14 protein-coding genes are annotated in these 16,126 nt (G+C 73.2%); 5 read left to right on the top strand and 9 right to left on the bottom strand.

What is annotated here, in order from left to right:
- Nucleotides 1-10 precede the first annotated feature (10 nt).
- Nucleotides 11-181, top strand: coding sequence for a twin-arginine translocase TatA/TatE family subunit (locus DFJ66_RS38725; protein ID WP_170199976.1), 171 nt, complete (start codon nucleotides 11-13; stop codon nucleotides 179-181).
- A gap of 56 nt (nucleotides 182-237) precedes the next feature.
- Here DFJ66_RS38725 and DFJ66_RS43195 read toward each other — a convergent pair whose 3' ends face one another.
- The 4 genes from DFJ66_RS43195 to DFJ66_RS38710 form a co-directional block, all read right to left on the bottom strand.
- Nucleotides 238-408, bottom strand: coding sequence for a hypothetical protein (locus DFJ66_RS43195; protein WP_170199974.1), 171 nt, complete (start codon nucleotides 406-408; stop codon nucleotides 238-240).
- Between the two features lie 72 nt (nucleotides 409-480).
- Complete coding sequence (locus DFJ66_RS38720; protein ID WP_121229213.1) at nucleotides 481-1,893, bottom strand: aminotransferase-like domain-containing protein; 1,413 nt, start codon at nucleotides 1,891-1,893, stop codon at nucleotides 481-483.
- The gene (locus tag DFJ66_RS38715) at nucleotides 1,872-2,192 is read right to left on the bottom strand and encodes a hypothetical protein (protein ID WP_121229210.1); all 321 of its coding nucleotides are present in this window, start codon (nucleotides 2,190-2,192) and stop codon (nucleotides 1,872-1,874) included. Before DFJ66_RS38715 ends, DFJ66_RS38720 begins: the two co-directional genes overlap by 22 nt.
- Before the next feature lie 55 nt (nucleotides 2,193-2,247).
- Entirely contained in the window at nucleotides 2,248-5,010 is a 2,763-nt protein-coding gene (locus DFJ66_RS38710; RefSeq protein WP_170199972.1) for an ATP-binding protein, read from the bottom strand.
- Between the two features lie 293 nt (nucleotides 5,011-5,303).
- On the opposite strand from DFJ66_RS38710, the gene DFJ66_RS38705 reads away from it, so the two are divergent.
- Nucleotides 5,304-7,724 carry a hypothetical protein gene (locus DFJ66_RS38705; protein ID WP_121229204.1) on the top strand — a complete coding sequence of 807 codons (2,421 nt, stop codon included), beginning with the start codon at nucleotides 5,304-5,306 and terminating at the stop codon, nucleotides 7,722-7,724.
- Between the two features lie 85 nt (nucleotides 7,725-7,809).
- Here DFJ66_RS38705 and DFJ66_RS43190 read toward each other — a convergent pair whose 3' ends face one another.
- From DFJ66_RS43190 to DFJ66_RS38695, 3 genes are all read right to left on the bottom strand, one after another.
- Nucleotides 7,810-7,965: a hypothetical protein gene (locus tag DFJ66_RS43190; protein ID WP_170199970.1), complete on the bottom strand. Its 156-nt coding sequence runs from the start codon at nucleotides 7,963-7,965 to the stop codon at nucleotides 7,810-7,812.
- A gap of 300 nt (nucleotides 7,966-8,265) precedes the next feature.
- Nucleotides 8,266-9,489, bottom strand: a complete 1,224-nt coding sequence (locus tag DFJ66_RS38700) for a hypothetical protein (RefSeq protein ID WP_211351461.1) — start codon at nucleotides 9,487-9,489, stop codon at nucleotides 8,266-8,268.
- A 72-nt stretch (nucleotides 9,490-9,561) separates the two neighbouring features.
- Nucleotides 9,562-10,647, bottom strand: coding sequence for an alcohol dehydrogenase catalytic domain-containing protein (locus tag DFJ66_RS38695; protein WP_211351460.1), 1,086 nt, complete (start codon nucleotides 10,645-10,647; stop codon nucleotides 9,562-9,564).
- Nucleotides 10,648-10,740: 93 nt separating this feature from the next.
- Between DFJ66_RS38695 and DFJ66_RS38690 the strand changes: the two genes are divergently transcribed.
- Nucleotides 10,741-11,640, top strand: coding sequence for a LysR family transcriptional regulator (locus tag DFJ66_RS38690; RefSeq protein ID WP_170199968.1), 900 nt, complete (start codon nucleotides 10,741-10,743; stop codon nucleotides 11,638-11,640).
- Between the two features lie 224 nt (nucleotides 11,641-11,864).
- On the opposite strand, the gene DFJ66_RS38685 is transcribed toward DFJ66_RS38690, so the two are convergent.
- The gene (locus tag DFJ66_RS38685; protein ID WP_121229201.1) at nucleotides 11,865-12,746 is read right to left on the bottom strand and encodes an SDR family oxidoreductase; all 882 of its coding nucleotides are present in this window, start codon (nucleotides 12,744-12,746) and stop codon (nucleotides 11,865-11,867) included.
- A gap of 85 nt (nucleotides 12,747-12,831) precedes the next feature.
- On the opposite strand from DFJ66_RS38685, the gene DFJ66_RS38680 reads away from it, so the two are divergent.
- On the top strand, nucleotides 12,832-13,410 hold the full coding sequence (locus DFJ66_RS38680) for a TetR/AcrR family transcriptional regulator (protein WP_121229198.1): 579 nt from the start codon (nucleotides 12,832-12,834) through the stop codon (nucleotides 13,408-13,410).
- A gap of 635 nt (nucleotides 13,411-14,045) precedes the next feature.
- Here DFJ66_RS38680 and DFJ66_RS43740 read toward each other — a convergent pair.
- Nucleotides 14,046-14,279 (bottom strand): hypothetical protein, encoded by a 234-nt coding sequence (locus tag DFJ66_RS43740; RefSeq protein ID WP_211351459.1) that lies wholly within the window; start codon nucleotides 14,277-14,279, stop codon nucleotides 14,046-14,048.
- Nucleotides 14,280-14,475: 196 nt separating this feature from the next.
- On the opposite strand from DFJ66_RS43740, the gene DFJ66_RS38675 reads away from it, so the two are divergent.
- On the top strand, nucleotides 14,476-15,732 hold the full coding sequence (locus DFJ66_RS38675) for an MFS transporter (protein WP_211351458.1): 1,257 nt from the start codon (nucleotides 14,476-14,478) through the stop codon (nucleotides 15,730-15,732).
- Nucleotides 15,733-16,126 lie beyond the last annotated feature (394 nt).

Genomic DNA, 16,126 nt, shown 5'->3' with positions numbered 1-16,126 from the left:
GGAGCGTGCCGTGCCGCTGGGCATGACGGAGATCTTGTTGATCCTGCTGGTGGTGGTGCTGTTGTTCGGCGCGAGCCGGCTGCCGAAGCTGGCGCGGTCCCTCGCCGACGCGCGCCGGGAGCTGCGGCGCGGCGGCGAGGACGACCGCGACGACGGGCCCGGTCGCGACGACGGGCGCTGAAACGGCCGGCGCCGTCCCCTGTCCACGGGAGGGGACGGCGCCGGCTTCGGGAGGGCTCAGGAACCGCTGCTCCCGCCCTCACCTCCGCCACCACGTTCTTCGGCGTACATCGACAGCGAGGTGCCCGTGTCGTGCGAGCCGGCGGCGGACACCGCCGCTTGCCCCGCGGTGATCGCGAGGGCGGCGAGGACCAGTGCCGCGCCGGCGACTGACGTGCGGATGTTCATGAGAACCCTTCCCTTCGGTTGGTCTTGCCCCACCGCGCGCCACCGCGCGGAGGTCTGGTGGACCGGTGCGGCCTACAGGCCGATCACCCGGTCGATCAGGGCCCGGTCGGGACGCAGCACGGCGAGCAGCTCCCCCAGCGCCGTGCGCAGCGCCTGGTCCGGGAGGTGCCCGTGCCCGAGGACCAGCGCGTTGCCCGCCGGGCGGCCGGGCAGGTGGAACGACGCCAGCGTGGGCACCACGACGCCACGCACGCCCAGCTCGGCGTGCACCTGCTCGGCGCGGACGTGGTCGGGCAGGTGCAGCACGACCACGCCCGGTGTGCCCGGCGGCGCGAGGCGGACCGCGGGCCGCAGGGGTTCGAGGGCGGCCCGCACCAGGGCGTCCTTGCGCTCGAACAGGCGGCCGAGCCGGCGCAGGCGACGCGTGACGTGTCCCTCGGCCAGCAGGTACGCCATGGCGGACTGGGCCACGGCGGAGGGCTGGTCGTGGTTGCGGCACACGCTGCGCATCACCCGGGCGAGCAGCCCGCGGTGCATCAGCAGGTAACCGACGTGCAGGGAAGGGACGAACACGGTGCGGAAGTCGCCCGCCACCACGACGCGCTCGCCGGCCATGTGCAGCAACCGGGGCAGCGGTGCCGCGGCGGGCGCGATGTGGTCCTGCGCCACCGCCACCACGTAGCCGCCCTCACGCCGGGCCCAGTCGGCCAACTGCCGGCGGTGCAGGGTGGGCATGACCGCACCGGCGGGTGCCTGCCCGTCGGGTGAGACCACCACGGCCACGCAGGACGGTGGCACCACGCCGTTCCACACGCCGTCCCGGTTCGCGGGCAGCGCCACGGGTGTGGCCCCGGCGTCCTCGACCGCCTGCCGCAGCGCCCACGGGGCCGGGTCCTGCACCGCGACGCGCCGGCCGCGGACGCCCAGAGCGGTCAGCGCGTGCGTCACCCCCTGGGCCGCGCCGGTGGTGACCAGCACCTCGTGGTCCTCCGCCACGAGGCCGCGGGTGCGGCGCAGGTGCTCGGCGACCGCCTGGCGCAGCTCCGGCACACCGCCGAGGGGCAGGTCGCACGGCAACGGCGGCCGGAAGCTCGCGTGCCGCCACGCCGCGCGCCACGCGGCCAGCGGGAACCCCTCGCGGGTCGCCTGGCCGGGGGTGGTGTCGACCAGGTCGCCGGGCTCCGGCGCGGGCAGCGCGCGGACGGCGGTCGGCCGGTGCGCCGCGCGGTCGGCGACGTAGGTGCCCGAGCCCCGGCGGCTGTCCAGGTAGCCGCGGGCGTAGAGGATCTCGTAGGCGGCGAGTGCGACACCGCGCGACACGTCCAGCCGTTCGGCCAGTGTCCGGGTGGACGGCAGCCTCCGGCCGAGGGCCAGTTGGCCGTGGTCGACCGCCGCGGCCAACTGCTCCGCGAGTTGGTCCTGCAACGGGCGGTCCGCTCTTCGGTCCAGGCAGATCGGGATGGTCAAGCTCTCCGGGTCGCGCATCGTTCCCCCTGTTGTTCCCACGCCGCCCCCGCCGCGTCCAGGCCGACCCTCTTGGCCTCGACGATCCGCTCGAAGGGCACCCCGGCCCGGCGGAAGGTCAGCCCCAGGTCCTCCGGTGTGCCGTCGGCGAAGAGGCAGAAATAGGTGTCGTCGGCCGGTATGGCCAGGCAGCAGACGAACGCCGCGGTCCCCCGGCTCGCGGCGACCACGGCGGCCATGGCGGCGGCGACCTCGTCGGCCGCCGCGCCGGGCAGGTAGCACTCCACCAGGAACAGCCGCGCCGCGGGCTCCGTCGTCATGCGGCCAAGCCTCCGGTCACGGCACCGGCCGGCGAATCGGGGAGCGACCCCACAGTTAGTCCGGCGGCTCCCTCAGGAACGCGAGCCGGCTCAGTTCGCGACGCGAGCGCACGCCGGTCTTGCGGTAGATCCGGCTCAGGTGCGCCTCGACGGTCTTCGTCGTCACGTACGCCGCCGCGGCCACCTCCCGGTTGCTCAGCCCGGCGGCCACGAGCCGGGCGACGTGCAGCTCCGTCGCGGTGAGGCCGTGCTCGTCGTCGCGGCGCAGCCCGAGCCTGCCCAGCTCGGTGTCGGCCTCGCCCACCCAGCGCGACGCGCCCAGCCGGTCGAACTCGGCCCGGGCGGCCAGCAGCGCCTCGCGCGCGGCCAGCTTCTCCTTGCGCCGCCTGAGCACCCGGCCGCGCACCAGGTCGGTGCGGGCCTGCTCGAAGGGCATCGGCAGGTCCGGCGCGGAGTCCAGCGCCGCCTGCGCGCCCGCCACGTCGCCGCACGCCATCCGCACCAGCGCGGCCGACCGGGCGGCCACGGCGGTGATCCAGGGGCGGGGCGCGCGGTCGCGGCGCAGTTCGAGGTCCGCCAGCAGCGCCTGCGCCTCGGCGACCAGGCCCAGCTCGGCGGTCACCTCGACCAGGTCTCCGTAGAGGGAGCTGACCGGGAAGTCGCCCAGTCCGACCGCCGCGCAGACCTCCAGCGCGGCCGTCAGGTGCGCTCGGGCCGCCGCCGGGTCGTCGCGGGACAGCTCGGTGAAGCCGAGCACCGCGCGCAGGTGCACGGTGACCCACGAGTCGTCCAGCTCGGTGGCGATGCGCAGCCCTTCCGCCGCCGCCTCCAGGGCCGCGTCGTGGTCGCCGCGGTGGGCGTCCACCAGGGCGCGGGTGTAGAGGGCGTAGGCGGCCCACGGCCGCTGCCCGGTCTGCTCGGCGGCGTCGAGGGCCTCCGCGGCCTCCCGGTCGGCCAGGGGCCAGTCGCCGAGCCAGACGTCCAGCTCGGCGAGGTGGACCAGCTCGTGCACGGCGGTCGCCTCGTCGCCCCGGTCGAGCAGGTCGTGGCGTGATCGGGCGATGTCGTGCCGCCCCCGCACCGGGTCGGTGTACTTGGTGATCACGCGCAGCAGGCTGCGCGCCGAGCGCGCGTCCCGGGACTGCCCGGTCGGCGAGACCAGCGCCGCGGCCCGCCGCAGGTAGTCGACGCGCAGGCCCTCACCGGCCAGCAGCCGGTAGTAGGCGCTGCCGGCCAGGACGCACGCCACGAGGTCGTCGGGCGCGGCGCCCTCGTGGCCGGTGATCTCCGCCAGCGCCTGGCGCGTGTTGCGGTAGCGCTCGGCGGTGTCGTTCTGGCAGAACAACGACCGGCGCAGGTAGGTCGTGGCGCGCAGCACCGGGTCGTCACCCGCGCAGGCCAGCGCCTCGTCGCACAGCGCGGTGGCCTCGACCGGGCCGTTGCCGAAGAACACCACGACCGCCAGCTCCAGCAGCGCGGCGGCGCGGTGCGGCCCGGCGGGCAACCCCGCCACGGCGGCCTCGAACAGCTCGCGGGCGCGGGCCGCGTCACCGGCGGAGAACAGGCACTGCGCGGCGGGCACGAGCAGCCCGGCCCGGCGCACCGGGTCGCCGACGTGGCCCGCCGCCAGCTCCCACATCCTGGCGGCGTTCTCCGGCGCACCGCGCTGCTGGGCGATGCGCGCGGCCTCGTCCAGCGCGTCGGCCACCTCCGGCGCGGGGCCGCCGGAGCCCAGGGCCAGGTGCAGGGCGCGGGTCTCCGGGTCGTCCAGCACGGCGGCCAGCCGCCGGTGCACCCGTCGTCGCCGGCCGCCGGTCGCGGCCGAGTAGACCGCCGAGCGCAGCAGCGGGTGGGTGAAGCGGATGGCTCCCGCCACGACCTCGACCACGCCGTGGTCCTCGGCGTCGGCGAGCGCTTCGTCCGCGGCGTCGGCGTCGCCCAGCGCCGCGGCGAGGAGGTCCACGGTCGGCTGCGCCAGCGCCGAGGCGTAGAGCAGGGCGTCGCGGCTGCGGGCGGGCAGCGCGACCACCCGGTTGGTCAGCAGCTCGCCCAGCGCGCGGGGTGTCGGCAGCGGCAGCCCCGGCGTGCCGCCGTCGCGGCGCAGCACCCCGGCCAGCTCCAGCGCGTAGAACGGGTTGCCCCCGCTGGCCCGCTGGAGGGCGACGAGCGCGGGACGCGGCAGCGGCGAGCCGACCGCGGAGCGCACCAGCCGGTGCAGGGCGCCGATGCTGAGCCCGCTCAGGCGCAGGTGCACCAGGTGGTCCTGGCCGGACAGACCGGGCGGCAGGTGGTCGCCGGTCTCGTCGCGGACCGACACCACGACCGCCACGCGCTCGTCGGCCAGCCGGCGCACCACGTACTCCAGCACCCGGCCGCTGGACTCGTCCAGCCACTGCGCGTCGTCCACGGCCAGCACCAGGGGTGTGTCGGCGGCCAGCGCGCGGATGACGTTGAGCGTCGCCAGGTACACCGCACGCGGGTCGCCCGCCCCGTCGTCGGCTTGGCGGCGCAGCAACGCCACCTCCAGGGCCGTCCGCTGCGGCCCCGGCAGCTGGGCGAGGACGTCGTCCGGTACCCGGTCGAACAGGTCGATCAGGCCGCTGAAGGCCAGCCGCGCCTCCGACTCGACCGGGCGGCACGACAGGATCGCGTAGCCGCGCCCGGCGGCGTCGCCCAGCACCTGCTCCCACAGCACGCTCTTGCCGATGCCCGCTTCGCCGGACAGCAGCAACCGGGCGGTGCGCTCCCGCGCCAGGGTGAGGACGTCGGCCGCGGCGGCGAGTTCGTGCTCGCGCCCGACCAGTTGCGAACCGGCCACGGTCCCCCTTCCGCTGATCACCACGGTAGCGGGCGGCGGTGGTCGTGCCGCACGGGATTTCCGGCTGCGCGGACTCGGCCGATCGGCGGGGCCCGCGCTACCCCGCGCGCGGCCGCGTCCGTCCACTGTGGCCGGTCACGCCGGCGTTGCCGCCCCAACTCCCCCTTTCCGCGGGCCGCCGCACCGCAGTGGTCCACTCCGTCCGCCCCGGTAGTGGTCCTGTGGAAGACGGCGTCGCGCCGCGATCGTGGGTCTCCCAAGCTCTTCCCGACTTCACGAGAAGGAAGTGAGCGATGTTCGCATCAAAGGCGCGTACCCGGTGGGCGACCGCACTGGTCGTGCTCACCGCGAGCGGTCTGGCCGCGGGGCTCCCGGCCGGGGCGCAGGCCGAGGCGGGGCCGCAGGTGTGCACGCTGAGACCCAACCCGCACGTCACCGCGTTGAACCAGTGGCGCAGCTGCGTGTCCGTCTCGGCCGAGCTGGCGACCCTGCCCGCCGTGGGCCAGTCCGCGGCGCTGACGGTCGAGGTCACCGCCCAGTTCGCCAGGCCCGACGTGCGCGTCGAGGTGGACCTGCCCGCCGGGCTGGAGTGGGAGCAGGCGCCCGCCGGGCTCGGCACCCGCCGGGTGGCCGCCGCCACCCCAGCCGACCGCGGCGGGGTGGACCGGGCCGAGGGCGCGACGGCGCTGGCCGAGGGCGGCACCAAGCGCTTCACCGGCCGGGTCCGGGCCACCGCCGCCGGTCCCGCCGACATCGCGGTGCGCGCGGTGACCGCGGGCGACGAGCACTCCCAGATCCCCACCGACCACGTCTACCTCACCGTCGCCGAGCGGGGCGGCGAGTCCACGCCCGGCATGGCGGGCGGCGCCCACGCCGGCACGGCCCCGACGAAGGTCACCGCCGGCCGGGTGGCGCCGCGGCTGGGCCACCGGCCGACCGCCGCCGTCGACGCGGGCCGGACCAGCGCCCGGACCGAAGGGACCACCGCTCTCGCCGGCACGGCCTGCGTCACCGGCGGCTGGGCCTACACCGACAGCGGCTTCACCGTCCGCAGCTCCCCCAACTACGGGGTGCAGGTGTGGGACCGCGACGGCAACGACGGCGACGACCTGCTCGGCGTGGTCGCCACCGACAGCGCGGGCAACTACACCGTCTGCTTCGACAACACCGACCTCGACGGCTTCGGCATCGACGGCGGCCAGGACGTCTACGTCCGGTTCAGCGCCGAGAACACCATGTGGCGGGTGCAGGAGCTCGGCACCGGCACGCTGTTCTCCTACGACACCGTCATCGTGCCCAACCTGGCCGCGGGCGCGACGCACAACTTCGGCCAGCTCCAGCCCAGCGACCCGCGGCACTGGCTCGGGGTGCAGGCGTTCGACGCGGTCAACGACCTCTGGTACTGGAAGCCGGGCGACTGCTGGGACGACCTCGACGTCGGCACCTGCCCGAGGGTCGTCGTCAACTGGCGGTGGGACTCGACCGTCGGCCCCCACTACAACCCGGACCCGGCCGTCCGCCAGGTCTTCCTCAGGGCCGCCGACCCCATCTCCCGCGACGTGACCGTGCACGAGGCCACCCACGCGGTGATGGACGACGTGTACGAGTTCAGCCCGGTGCCCGGCTCCGGCGGCGAGCACAACCTCCACCTGCGGGCCACCCCGGGGCTGGCGTGGGTCGAGGGCTTCGCCGAGTGGACCCCCGTGCAGGTCTACGACGACCCGGTCTGGAACTGGCCGGACGGGAACTCGATCGACCTGGAGAGCCCGACCTGGGGGTCGGTCTGGAACTCCCCGGCGGGACCCCAGGCGTGGGAGAACGGCGACACCGTGGAGGGCCGCGTCGCCGGAGCGCTGATCGACCTGTCCGACACCACCAACGACGGCCTCTGGGACCGGCTGGCCGAGAGCGGTCGAGGCGCGGGCCACATCTGGACGACCTTCCTCAACCACAAGTCCAACACCTTCGCCGAGTTCTGGCAGCACCGCTCCCGCGACGGCTTCGACACCGCGGTCAACGGCGGCCTGGCCTCGCTCTACCAGAACACCATCGACTACACCTTCCGCGAGCCGCTGGCGCTCAACACCCCGATCACCCGGCCGACCCCGCCCTTCGACGGGCACAACTTCTCCTACAACACCACCGCCAACGCGTGGTCCGTGGTCGCCGTGCGCCCACCCGGGGGCTCCGACTACGACCTGCGCCTGTACGACGACAAGGCCCAGACCGTCCAGAAGGGCTCCAGCGTGCTGCGCGGCCTGGTGGACTTCGTGGCGGTGAACTCCAACACCGGGACAACCCCCCTGGGCGACTTCTACCCGAGGGTCACCGCTCCCACCAGTCCGGGTGGCGACTACGCCCTGGAAGTGGCCCAGGGCTCGACCCTGCTGTCCGCGGGCAGCTCGCAGTCCATCACCATGAGCAGCTCCAAGGTGGTGGCGGTGCGCGACACGAGCCTCACCGCAGGCGTGCCGGTGACCATCAAGGTCACCCCGGGCAACGCGTCCCAGGACGCAGAGCTGTTCATCGTCGGCTCGGTGGCCGGCACCCCCTCCACCTACACCCGCAGCCGCGTGAGCGCCACGGCCACCGCCACAGCCGGCGGCGCGGGCACGGCGGAGACGATCACGTTCACCCCGACCGCCACCGGCCGGTACGGCGTGATCCTGATCAACAAGGCCGGCAGCGGAACCTACACACTCCAACGCCTCTGACCCATGCAGAGCCAGGCCGTCCCGCACCACGGGGCGGCCTGGCCCTCGTCCGGCAGGCCACGGGAGCCGGCGCCACCCTGCGGCGTCAGAACGGCGGGGCCGCCTCGGCGGGACGCCCGAGATCGACCAGGACGTGGGCCAGGTGGTGGGCATGGGCGAGTAGTCCGGCTCGCCTGCGTGCAGGCGCGTCGCAGCAGTCGCCGCGCTTCGGCGGGACGTCCGCGTTGACGGAGGTGGGCACCGGCCCGGCCGAGCACCCCGCAACGTGACCACCGACCCGGACCGCAACGCACGGCCCAGGCGGCCCGACGACCCTCGCGCCACGGTGGAGTTCGGGTTCGGCGCGGGTACCTTCCACACGGTGAAGGGCACCGATGGCGTCACTGTGACGTGCAGGTCACGCCCGGCTTGGTAGACCGTGGACCCGTCGTCCGCGAACGCGTGCAGGTCGACCTCGACCGATGCCTGGTGGTTCTCCCCTTGTCGCGGGATTTCCGCCCGCCGCCCCTGACCATTCGCCAGGCGCTCCGCCGGCTCCGGTTCATCGGTACATGACGGGGTTGCCTCGAAGATTGCCGTGTGCGCACGGCCAGGCGCCGACGTCGAGTGGTCCGAGGCCGGTGTCGCTGAAGGCGAGCAGTTCGTCGTGCAGGGCGAAGACGGCCTGCCCCTGGTCGAGCAGCAGGACTCTGCTCATCACCCTCCGGTCGTCGTTCATGGCGAACAACTCGTGCACCTCGAAGTCGGCGTCGACGGCCAGCAGGCGGCCGTCACGCCAGAAGATCGCGGTGCCGTCGCGATCCAGCGCCGGGTAGGCGGTGTAGTAGCCGGAGAGCGCCGGACCGTCGCGCAGTGTGCCGCCGGGGTTGAGGCCGCGGAAACGGGACCGGGACGGTAGGACGTTTTCCGACTCCGGCCCGCGGATGTGGCCATGACGGTCGACCAGCACCATGCCGTTGCTCGGCCACTCGTCGGTCACGATGCCGGACGGGTCGTACCGGGCCGTGCTGAAAACGCCGTAGCCCTGAGATCCGATGAGGAACTCGCCCGGCCCCGCGATCGCGTTGTGGGCGCTGGGACCGGGCCGGGTGGTGGCGATGACGTGCCCGGTCGCGACGTCCAGGAAGAACGTGACCGCGATGCCACTGCCGCCATCGGCGAAGGTGGCCGCGATCCGGTTGCCGGACACCAGCAACGGCTCCTGGTGCGACACCTCGATCGACCGCGGTGTCCAGGGCTTCATCGGTCTCACCTGCCGGCCGTTGGCCGCATTCACCTCCACGACACCCGGATGGGACAGGTGATCGAGAACGGCCGGCGTCGACCACCGGCGGGCGCCGTTCTCGTCGTGGCGCGCGACGCCGGCGGTTCGACCCGCTTCCCCGGCGCCTCGGCGAGCCGCGGGGAGCCAGGCGGCACAGATCCCGTCGGGGAGCAGGACGAACGCCCCGAGGTGCTCGTGCGGCGCGTGCTCGAGTGTGATCGAGCGCAACACCGCGCCGTCTGCGTCCAACTCGCTGACCGCCTGGCCTCCGGATCCGGGATGAGCGACCCACACCGAGCCGCCGTCGCCGACGCGCGGCGGGCCGGGACGTCCGTCGAACTCACGGCGCCACAACACCGTCCCGTCCAGGCCGACCGCCGTGAGCGCGGTGGTCGACAGGTCGGGGCCGTCGTAGCTGGTCACGAACAGCGGTCCGGTCGCGTCCGGTGCTGCCAGACCGCGAACTTGGCCGGGCATCGCCACCGTCCGCGGGCCACTCATCAGCCGGTTCCCCTCGCTCGCCCTCGACACCACCGTACGGAAGCCGGCCACCCGAACAACCCGGACGGGTCGCTAAGCAGTCGGCATGAGGACGGTGCGGTCGAAGGGGCCGCCGTGCTCGGCTGCGTACGCGACCGCGTCGTTGACCTGGTCGAGGTCGAACCGGGTGACGCGTTCGGGGGCGAGGTCCAGGGCGCCTGTCGCGATGAGTCGGATCATGCCGGCGTTCGCCGTGCGCGGGTACATCCACTGGCCTCGAACGGTCACCGAGTTGCGCATGATCCAGGGGTAGGGCAGCGCGAGGTCCGCGCCGCCGAGCATGCCGACGCCACCCATCAGCACGACCCGCCCGTGCTCGCGCACGGTCATGGCCGCCGCGCGTGCCACCGAGCTGGGTGCCCAGGGCGGCAGGAGGTCGAGCACCATGTCGATGGGGCCGTCGGTGGCCGCGGCCATGGTCGCGCGGTCGGTGTCTTCGTCGCCGCTGAGTTCGACCGGGCTCACCCGTGCACCGAACCGGTCGGCGAGCAGGTCGAGGACGGCCCGGTTGCGGCCCGGGACCACCACGTGCCCGGCGCCCACGGCGAGCGCGACGGCTACCGCGCTGCTGCCGAGGTTGCCGGTCGCCCCGCTGACCAGCAGCGTCTCACCGGCCTCGAGTCGGCCGGCCAACAGCCCTCCGTAGGCGATGGTGTGCACGCCCAGCGCGGACCAACGGGCGGGGTCGGCCGCCGCTGCGGCGGGCAGCCGGTAGACGTTCTCGGTGGGAACCCGCATGAGTTCGGCGAACGGTCCGTCAGGCAGGTGTCGCGCCAGCTTGGCGCCGCCCTCGCCGCGAGGACTCCAGCCCTGGAGCGTGATGTCCGGGGTCAGGGCGTCGTCGCGGGCACGGACCGTCGGGTCGCACCACACCAGGTCCCCCACCGCCAGCTTGGTCGCGTCCGGGCCGACCCGGACCACTCGGCCGATGCCCCCGACACCCGGCACGACCGGTGGCTCCAGCGGATAACGCCGTTCACCGCTGAACACCTCGGCCGCGTAAGGCGGCACACACGTCGCCAGCACCTCGACCAGCACCTCACCGCTGCCGGCTTCCGGGTCCGGTACGTCGTGCACCACGAGGGGGGAGCCGAACGCCGTCAGTGTCGCAGCACGCATGGGAAAGCCTTCCTGTCTCGTCCTCCACCACGCTAGGTACGGCAGGGGCATGCGGGAAGCGATGATCCGGCATCTCTGGTATGCGTGGTCAGCATGGACGTGTCGAGTGCGAGCCTCCGGGTGTTGTGCCAGATCGCCGAGTCGGGCAGCTTCACCGCGGCCGCCGCGCAGCTGGGCTACACGCAGTCCGCCGTCTCGCGACAGGCGATCGCCCTCGAACGCAGCGTCGGAGCCACCCTGTTCGAGCGGCGGACCGACGGGGTGCGGCTCACGCAGCGCGGGCTGACGCTGCTGCGCCACGCCCGGACGATCCTGGAGTCGGTCGACGCGGCCGAGCGCGACCTGACCGGTGAGGCTCCTCGTGCGGAGCTGGTGCGGCTCGGGGTGGTTCCCAGCGCCGGACCGGTGATCCTGCCGGCCGCGCTCGCCCGACTCGCCAGGACGGCGCCACAGGTCCGGGTCGTCACCCGCGAAGGCACCACCCCCGGCCTGGCTCGGGCGTTGCGCACCGGTTCGATCGACGTCGCGGTGCTCACCTCCCGCCCGCCGCACCGGCCACCGGACACCGAGTCACCACGCCTGCACGTCACGACCGTTCAGGACGTCGAACTCGTCGTGGCGGCGTCAGCCAACGGCACGTTCGCGGGCCGCACGTCCGTGCACGTCGACGAACTGGTCGACACACCGTGGATCGCCGGCCCCTCGTCGAGCGCGGAGCCGGTCCTCGGTGTCTGGCCGGGCCTGCCGGGGCGAGCACGCATCGTCCACAGTGCACGCGACTGGCTGACCAAACTGCACTTGGTCGCCGGTGGTTTCGGCGTCACCACGATCCCGGCAGGCCTGACGCCGGTCGCCCCACCCGGCGTGATCTCCCTGCGGGTCCAGGGCGCGCCACCCGAGGTCCGCAGGGTCTTGGTGGCCCGGCTCCCGGGCACCGCCACGTCGGCGATCGCAGCGGTCACCCAGGCGATCACCTCGACCGTCCATCCGTGACGACGACTTGCAGAGCAGGGGCGTACGGGGGACGGCATCTACCACTGCAAGGCGCAAACGTCGCCGGGTGGAGGGTGGAGTCGCCAACTGGTGCTGAAGCCGTAGCGTGCGGTCGAAAGGGTGTTCAGGTCAGTCTTCGCACACTGATCTCGAACACCCTTCGCCCGTCTCCGGACACCGCCCACCATCCGCGTGACCGACGCGCCGGATCCCTGCTGCGCGGATCAAAGGCGGATGTTCTCCAGGTCCTCCAAGAGGCTCGGGTGCTTCGGCACCCAGCCGAGTTCCTGTCGGGTGTGGGCGCTGGACGAGGGTTGGTCGGTGGCGAAGATCGGACCGAGCGGGCCGTAGGTCTCCGCCGGCACCGACGCTACCGGCAGGCCCAGCCGTCGGCCGATGACCGCGGCGATGTCGCGCACCGGGTCCCCCTCGTCGGCCACGGCGTGCCAGGTGGTGCCGGCTTCCGCGTGCTCCAGGGCGAGCCGGAAGAGGACCGCCGCGTCGAGCGCGTGCACGGCCGGCCACCGCTGGGCGCCGTCGCCCGGGTAGCCGGACACGCCGGTCCGGCGCGCGATGGACGTCAGGATCCCGGCGAACCCGCCCGTACCCTCGTTGTGGACCGTGCGCGGTAGGCGGACCGCCGTGCTCCGGACCCCGCGCGAGGCCAGGGCGAGGACCGCCGCGACCGAGTGGCCGCGACCGGCGAGCGGGCCCTCGATCGCCACCGCGTCCGCCTCGGTCGACACGCGACCCGGCACGGCCGGCGTGCCCGAGGTCACGACGAACGGGCGGCCGCTGCCGGTCAGTTCGTCGCCGATGGCCGCGAGGGCGGCGGCTTCCTCCGCGACCGCCCGGGTGATGGCCTCGGCACTGCCGAAGTCGTGGTTGAAGGCCAGGTGGACGACGCCGTCGGCGCGAGCGGCACCGGCGCGCAGCACGTCCAGGTCGGCCAGGCCGCCCCGGACCACCTCGGCGCCGGCGTCCTCGGCGGTCCGCGCCGACGCGTCGGAACGGGCGAGGGCGAGGACGGTGTGGCCGTTGCCGAGGAGTTCGGCGACGACGGTGGACCCGATCAGCCCGGTGCCGCCGGTGATGAAGACGCGCATGAGGTTCTCCCCCGCAAGTGATGGGACCTTTGTCCCATCACTCTAGCAGTGACGGGACAAAAGTCCCATCGCCTATGATGGCGCCGTGGGACGGTGGGAACCAGGAGCGCGCGAACGCCTCGTCATAGCGGCCGTCGACCTGTTCACCGAGCAGGGCTACGACGCCACGACGGTCGCGCAGATCGCCGAGCGCGCGGGCGTCACGAAGAGCACGTTCTTCCGCCACTTCCCCGACAAGCGCGAGTTGCTGGTGGCCGGGCAGGAGATGCTGAGCCGACTGCTGGTCGAGGGGATCGCCGAGGCACCCGCCGAGGCGAGCCCGCTCGAAGCGGTCACCGCCGGTCTCGTGCGCGCCGCCGGCGCGATGGGCCCCGAGAGCCGGCAGTTCGCCTCTCGACTGAAGGCGGCCGTCGCCGCCAACACCGAACTCCAGGAGCGCGACGCCCTCAAGAGCGTCAGCCTGGCCGCCGCCATGACCACCGCCCTCATCACCCGCGGCGTGCCGGACGCCACCGCGGCCCTAGCCGGCGAACTCGGCGTCCTGGCCTTCAAACGCGGGTACGCCGAATGGTCCAAGGAGGACCGCGACACCGAGGACGACCTCGCCGCGCACGTCGTCAAGGCACTGGACGAGCTGCGGGCGGCGAGCGCGTCGCTGGGCTGACCCGGTCGGGAGACCCCACACCTCGTCGCCGGGCATCGCCAGATACCGACGGGACAGGTCTTCGTGCGCGGCGGACTCGGTGTCGTAGCGGATCCCGTCGAGCGATTCGATGACGCGCCCCGACTGCGGCGTTCGTAGCGAAAGCGATCGGATACCCCGCCACCGCCGCCAGGTCCAGCTCGCACTCGGACGATTCGGCGACGCCAAGCGACGCCACCAGCATTATCGTCACCCCGGGCAGCCGATCGCACCAGTCGGGCGCCGTCATGAAACCGATGTCCCACGCGGCCCCCTCCAGGATGCGCGAGCGTTCGTCCACGAACAGCGCCGTCATCGAACCCGGCTCGCTGGACGAACCGCCGCTGTCGGATCGTCTCGAACAGGCCGACGTGCTTCGCCCCGGAGCAGCGCCGCGCCGATAGGCGACGGAGCGCAGCAGCAGCGGCGACAGGGGCCGGGTGGTCGCCGGCCGCGTCGTGACGAGGATGTGCGGCTCCGCGGTCAGGGCAACACGGACCTTTGAAGGGTGCGACAGTGACTGCTGAAATCAGCCAAGACCCGTGGGCGGCGCTGGACGAGCTGATGGGCGTTCAGGTAGTTGACGCGGTGGATGAGGGCATCGGGCCGGTTGCGGTCTACGGGCGGTGCTCCACCGAGGACAACCAGGACCCAGAGACGTCGCGGGGCTGGCAGTTCGGGAACACTCGGAAGTTCGTGGAGCCGTTGGGCGGGGTCATCACGGAGGAGGCCTTCGACGTCGGCCAGTCGCGGTCGGTGCCTTGGGAGCGGCGGGAAGAGACGTCACGGCTGTTGGCGGCGTTGAAGAACCCGTATCGCGGGTGGAACGCCTTGGTGGTCGGCGAGGGCACGCGGTGTTGGTTCGGTACTGAGGCACCCGAGGCAGCCACTGTCCATCCACCGCATGAGTCCTGCACGCACCCGGTTGGTCTACGTCTGGTCGGCGAAGCGGTTGGTGGCGAGGATGGCCACGTCGGCCGTCCTATGCGCGACGTGCCCGAGGTACGGTCGTTGACGACCTACCGGTGTGCGCAAAGGGGGTTTGACATGCCGGTCACCGGAGCGTGGGCCGCATTACGGGTCCGGGACATCCGGATGTACATGATCGGGCTGACCCTGTCGTTGTTCGGCGACTCGATATTCCTCGTGGTGGCCGGTATCTGGGTCAAGGACCTGACCGGCAGCGACGGTGCCGCCGGAATGGTGAACTTCTGCATCTGGGCGCCGTCGCTGATCGGACCGGTGTTCGCGCTGTTGGCCGACCGGATGCCCCGGCGCCGGTTGCTCGTCATCACCAACCTCGGCGCCGCGGTGGCGCTGCTGCCGCTGCTCGCGGTGGACCGCCCGGGACTGGTGTGGATCATCTTCGCGGTCATGACGGTCTACGGGATCGCCTACGCGCTCATCGGGGCGGCCGAACCGGCCCTGATGTCCACGCTGGTCCCCGAGGAACACCTCGGCGGCTACAACAGCGCCCGGCTGACGCTGTCGGAGGGGTTCAAGCTGCTGGGCCCCGCCGCCGGCGCGGCGATCTTCGCCGTCTGGGGCGGCCCCACCGTCGCCGTCATCGACGCCGTCACCTTCCTCGCGGCCGGATCGGCCCTCTTGCTGATGACCTTCCGCGAGCCACCCCTCACGGCCAACGCCCGCAAGAGCTGGGGTCGTGAACTGCGGGCCGGCATCGACCGGATCGTCACGTTCGTGCCGCTGCGCCGGCTGGTCGTCGCCTCGGCGATCGTGTTCGGTTTCGGCGGCCTGCTGACCTCCTACAGCTACGCCGTGGTCGAGTACGGTCTGGCGCGCCCGCCGGAGTTCGTCGGTGTCGTGGTCACCGCGCAGGGCCTGGGGTCCGTACTCGGCGGACTGGTCGCGCCGTGGCTGATGCGCCGCCGGGGCGAGGTCGGGCTGGTCGGCACCGGCATGCTCGTCGCCGCGGCCGGCTGCCTGCTCACCGCGCTGCCACCGGCGCTGTGGTCGATCCTGCTCGGCGCCGGCCTGCGCGGCTTCGGCCTGCCGTGGCTGCTCATCGGCACCACCACCCTGATCCAGCGCACCACACCCCACGAGGCGCAGGGCCGCACCAGCAGCGCCGCCTTCACCGCCTCGTTCATCCCCTCGACGTTGGCCATCCCGATCGGCGCCGTCCTGGTCGAGTTCATCCACTACCGCGTGCTGTTCGCGATCGCGGTGGTGGGTATGGCGGCCGCCGCGGGTCACGCACTCCGCTCCCGGCACGACGTCCCGCCCGCGGCGAACGCCGACGCGTCGGGCGCGAAGGCGAATGCGGACCAGCACGAGGAGTGACCGCTGTCGGGCATCCGAACCGACCCGGCGCCATCCCGACTCAGCCACCCCCGCGGCGAACGGGCTGCTGCTGCACAAGAGGTGGCGGTTGCCGCGCCGGCGGGCTGGTCAGCCGACCTGCTCCAGCCACCTGAACAAGCGGGGGGAACACCGTTCGTGCGGCCTCGTCGGTGACGACGCCGTGGCCTCCGCCTTCGAGCACGACGGTCTGCGACCCGGAGGGAAGGCTGGCGGAATGCGCGAGGACCGCGTCGACCGGGATGCGCGGGTCCACCCTGCCGTGGGCCACGAAGTGCGGGACCGGGGCCGTTCTCCGGCAAGGGGTGATGCCGCCTCGATCGCTTGCAGTCTATGCGCGCTGGTGGCAACTGGAGAGTTGGCTTCGGGAGCTTGC

This window comes from Saccharothrix variisporea (genome assembly GCF_003634995.1).
GTDB lineage: Bacteria > Actinomycetota > Actinomycetes > Mycobacteriales > Pseudonocardiaceae > Actinosynnema > Actinosynnema variisporeum.
The sequence above is the reverse complement of the archived record's forward strand: the minus strand, read 5'-3'. Positions and strand labels throughout refer to the sequence as shown.

Coding starts and splice junctions, on each gene's coding strand:
- DFJ66_RS43195 (WP_170199974.1), bottom strand. CDS start 408: ATGAACATCCGCACGTCAGTCGCCGGCGCGGCACTGGTCCTCGCCGCC.
- DFJ66_RS38720 (WP_121229213.1), bottom strand. CDS start 1,893: ATGCGCGACCCGGAGAGCTTGACCATCCCGATCTGCCTGGACCGAAGA.
- DFJ66_RS38715 (WP_121229210.1), bottom strand. CDS start 2,192: ATGACGACGGAGCCCGCGGCGCGGCTGTTCCTGGTGGAGTGCTACCTG.
- DFJ66_RS38705 (WP_121229204.1), top strand. CDS start 5,304: ATGTTCGCATCAAAGGCGCGTACCCGGTGGGCGACCGCACTGGTCGTG.
- DFJ66_RS38700 (WP_211351461.1), bottom strand. CDS start 9,489: ATGAGTGGCCCGCGGACGGTGGCGATGCCCGGCCAAGTTCGCGGTCTG.
- DFJ66_RS38695 (WP_211351460.1), bottom strand. CDS start 10,647: ATGCGTGCTGCGACACTGACGGCGTTCGGCTCCCCCCTCGTGGTGCAC.
- DFJ66_RS38690 (WP_170199968.1), top strand. CDS start 10,741: ATGGACGTGTCGAGTGCGAGCCTCCGGGTGTTGTGCCAGATCGCCGAG.
- DFJ66_RS38685 (WP_121229201.1), bottom strand. CDS start 12,746: ATGCGCGTCTTCATCACCGGCGGCACCGGGCTGATCGGGTCCACCGTC.
- DFJ66_RS38675 (WP_211351458.1), top strand. CDS start 14,476: ATGCCGGTCACCGGAGCGTGGGCCGCATTACGGGTCCGGGACATCCGG.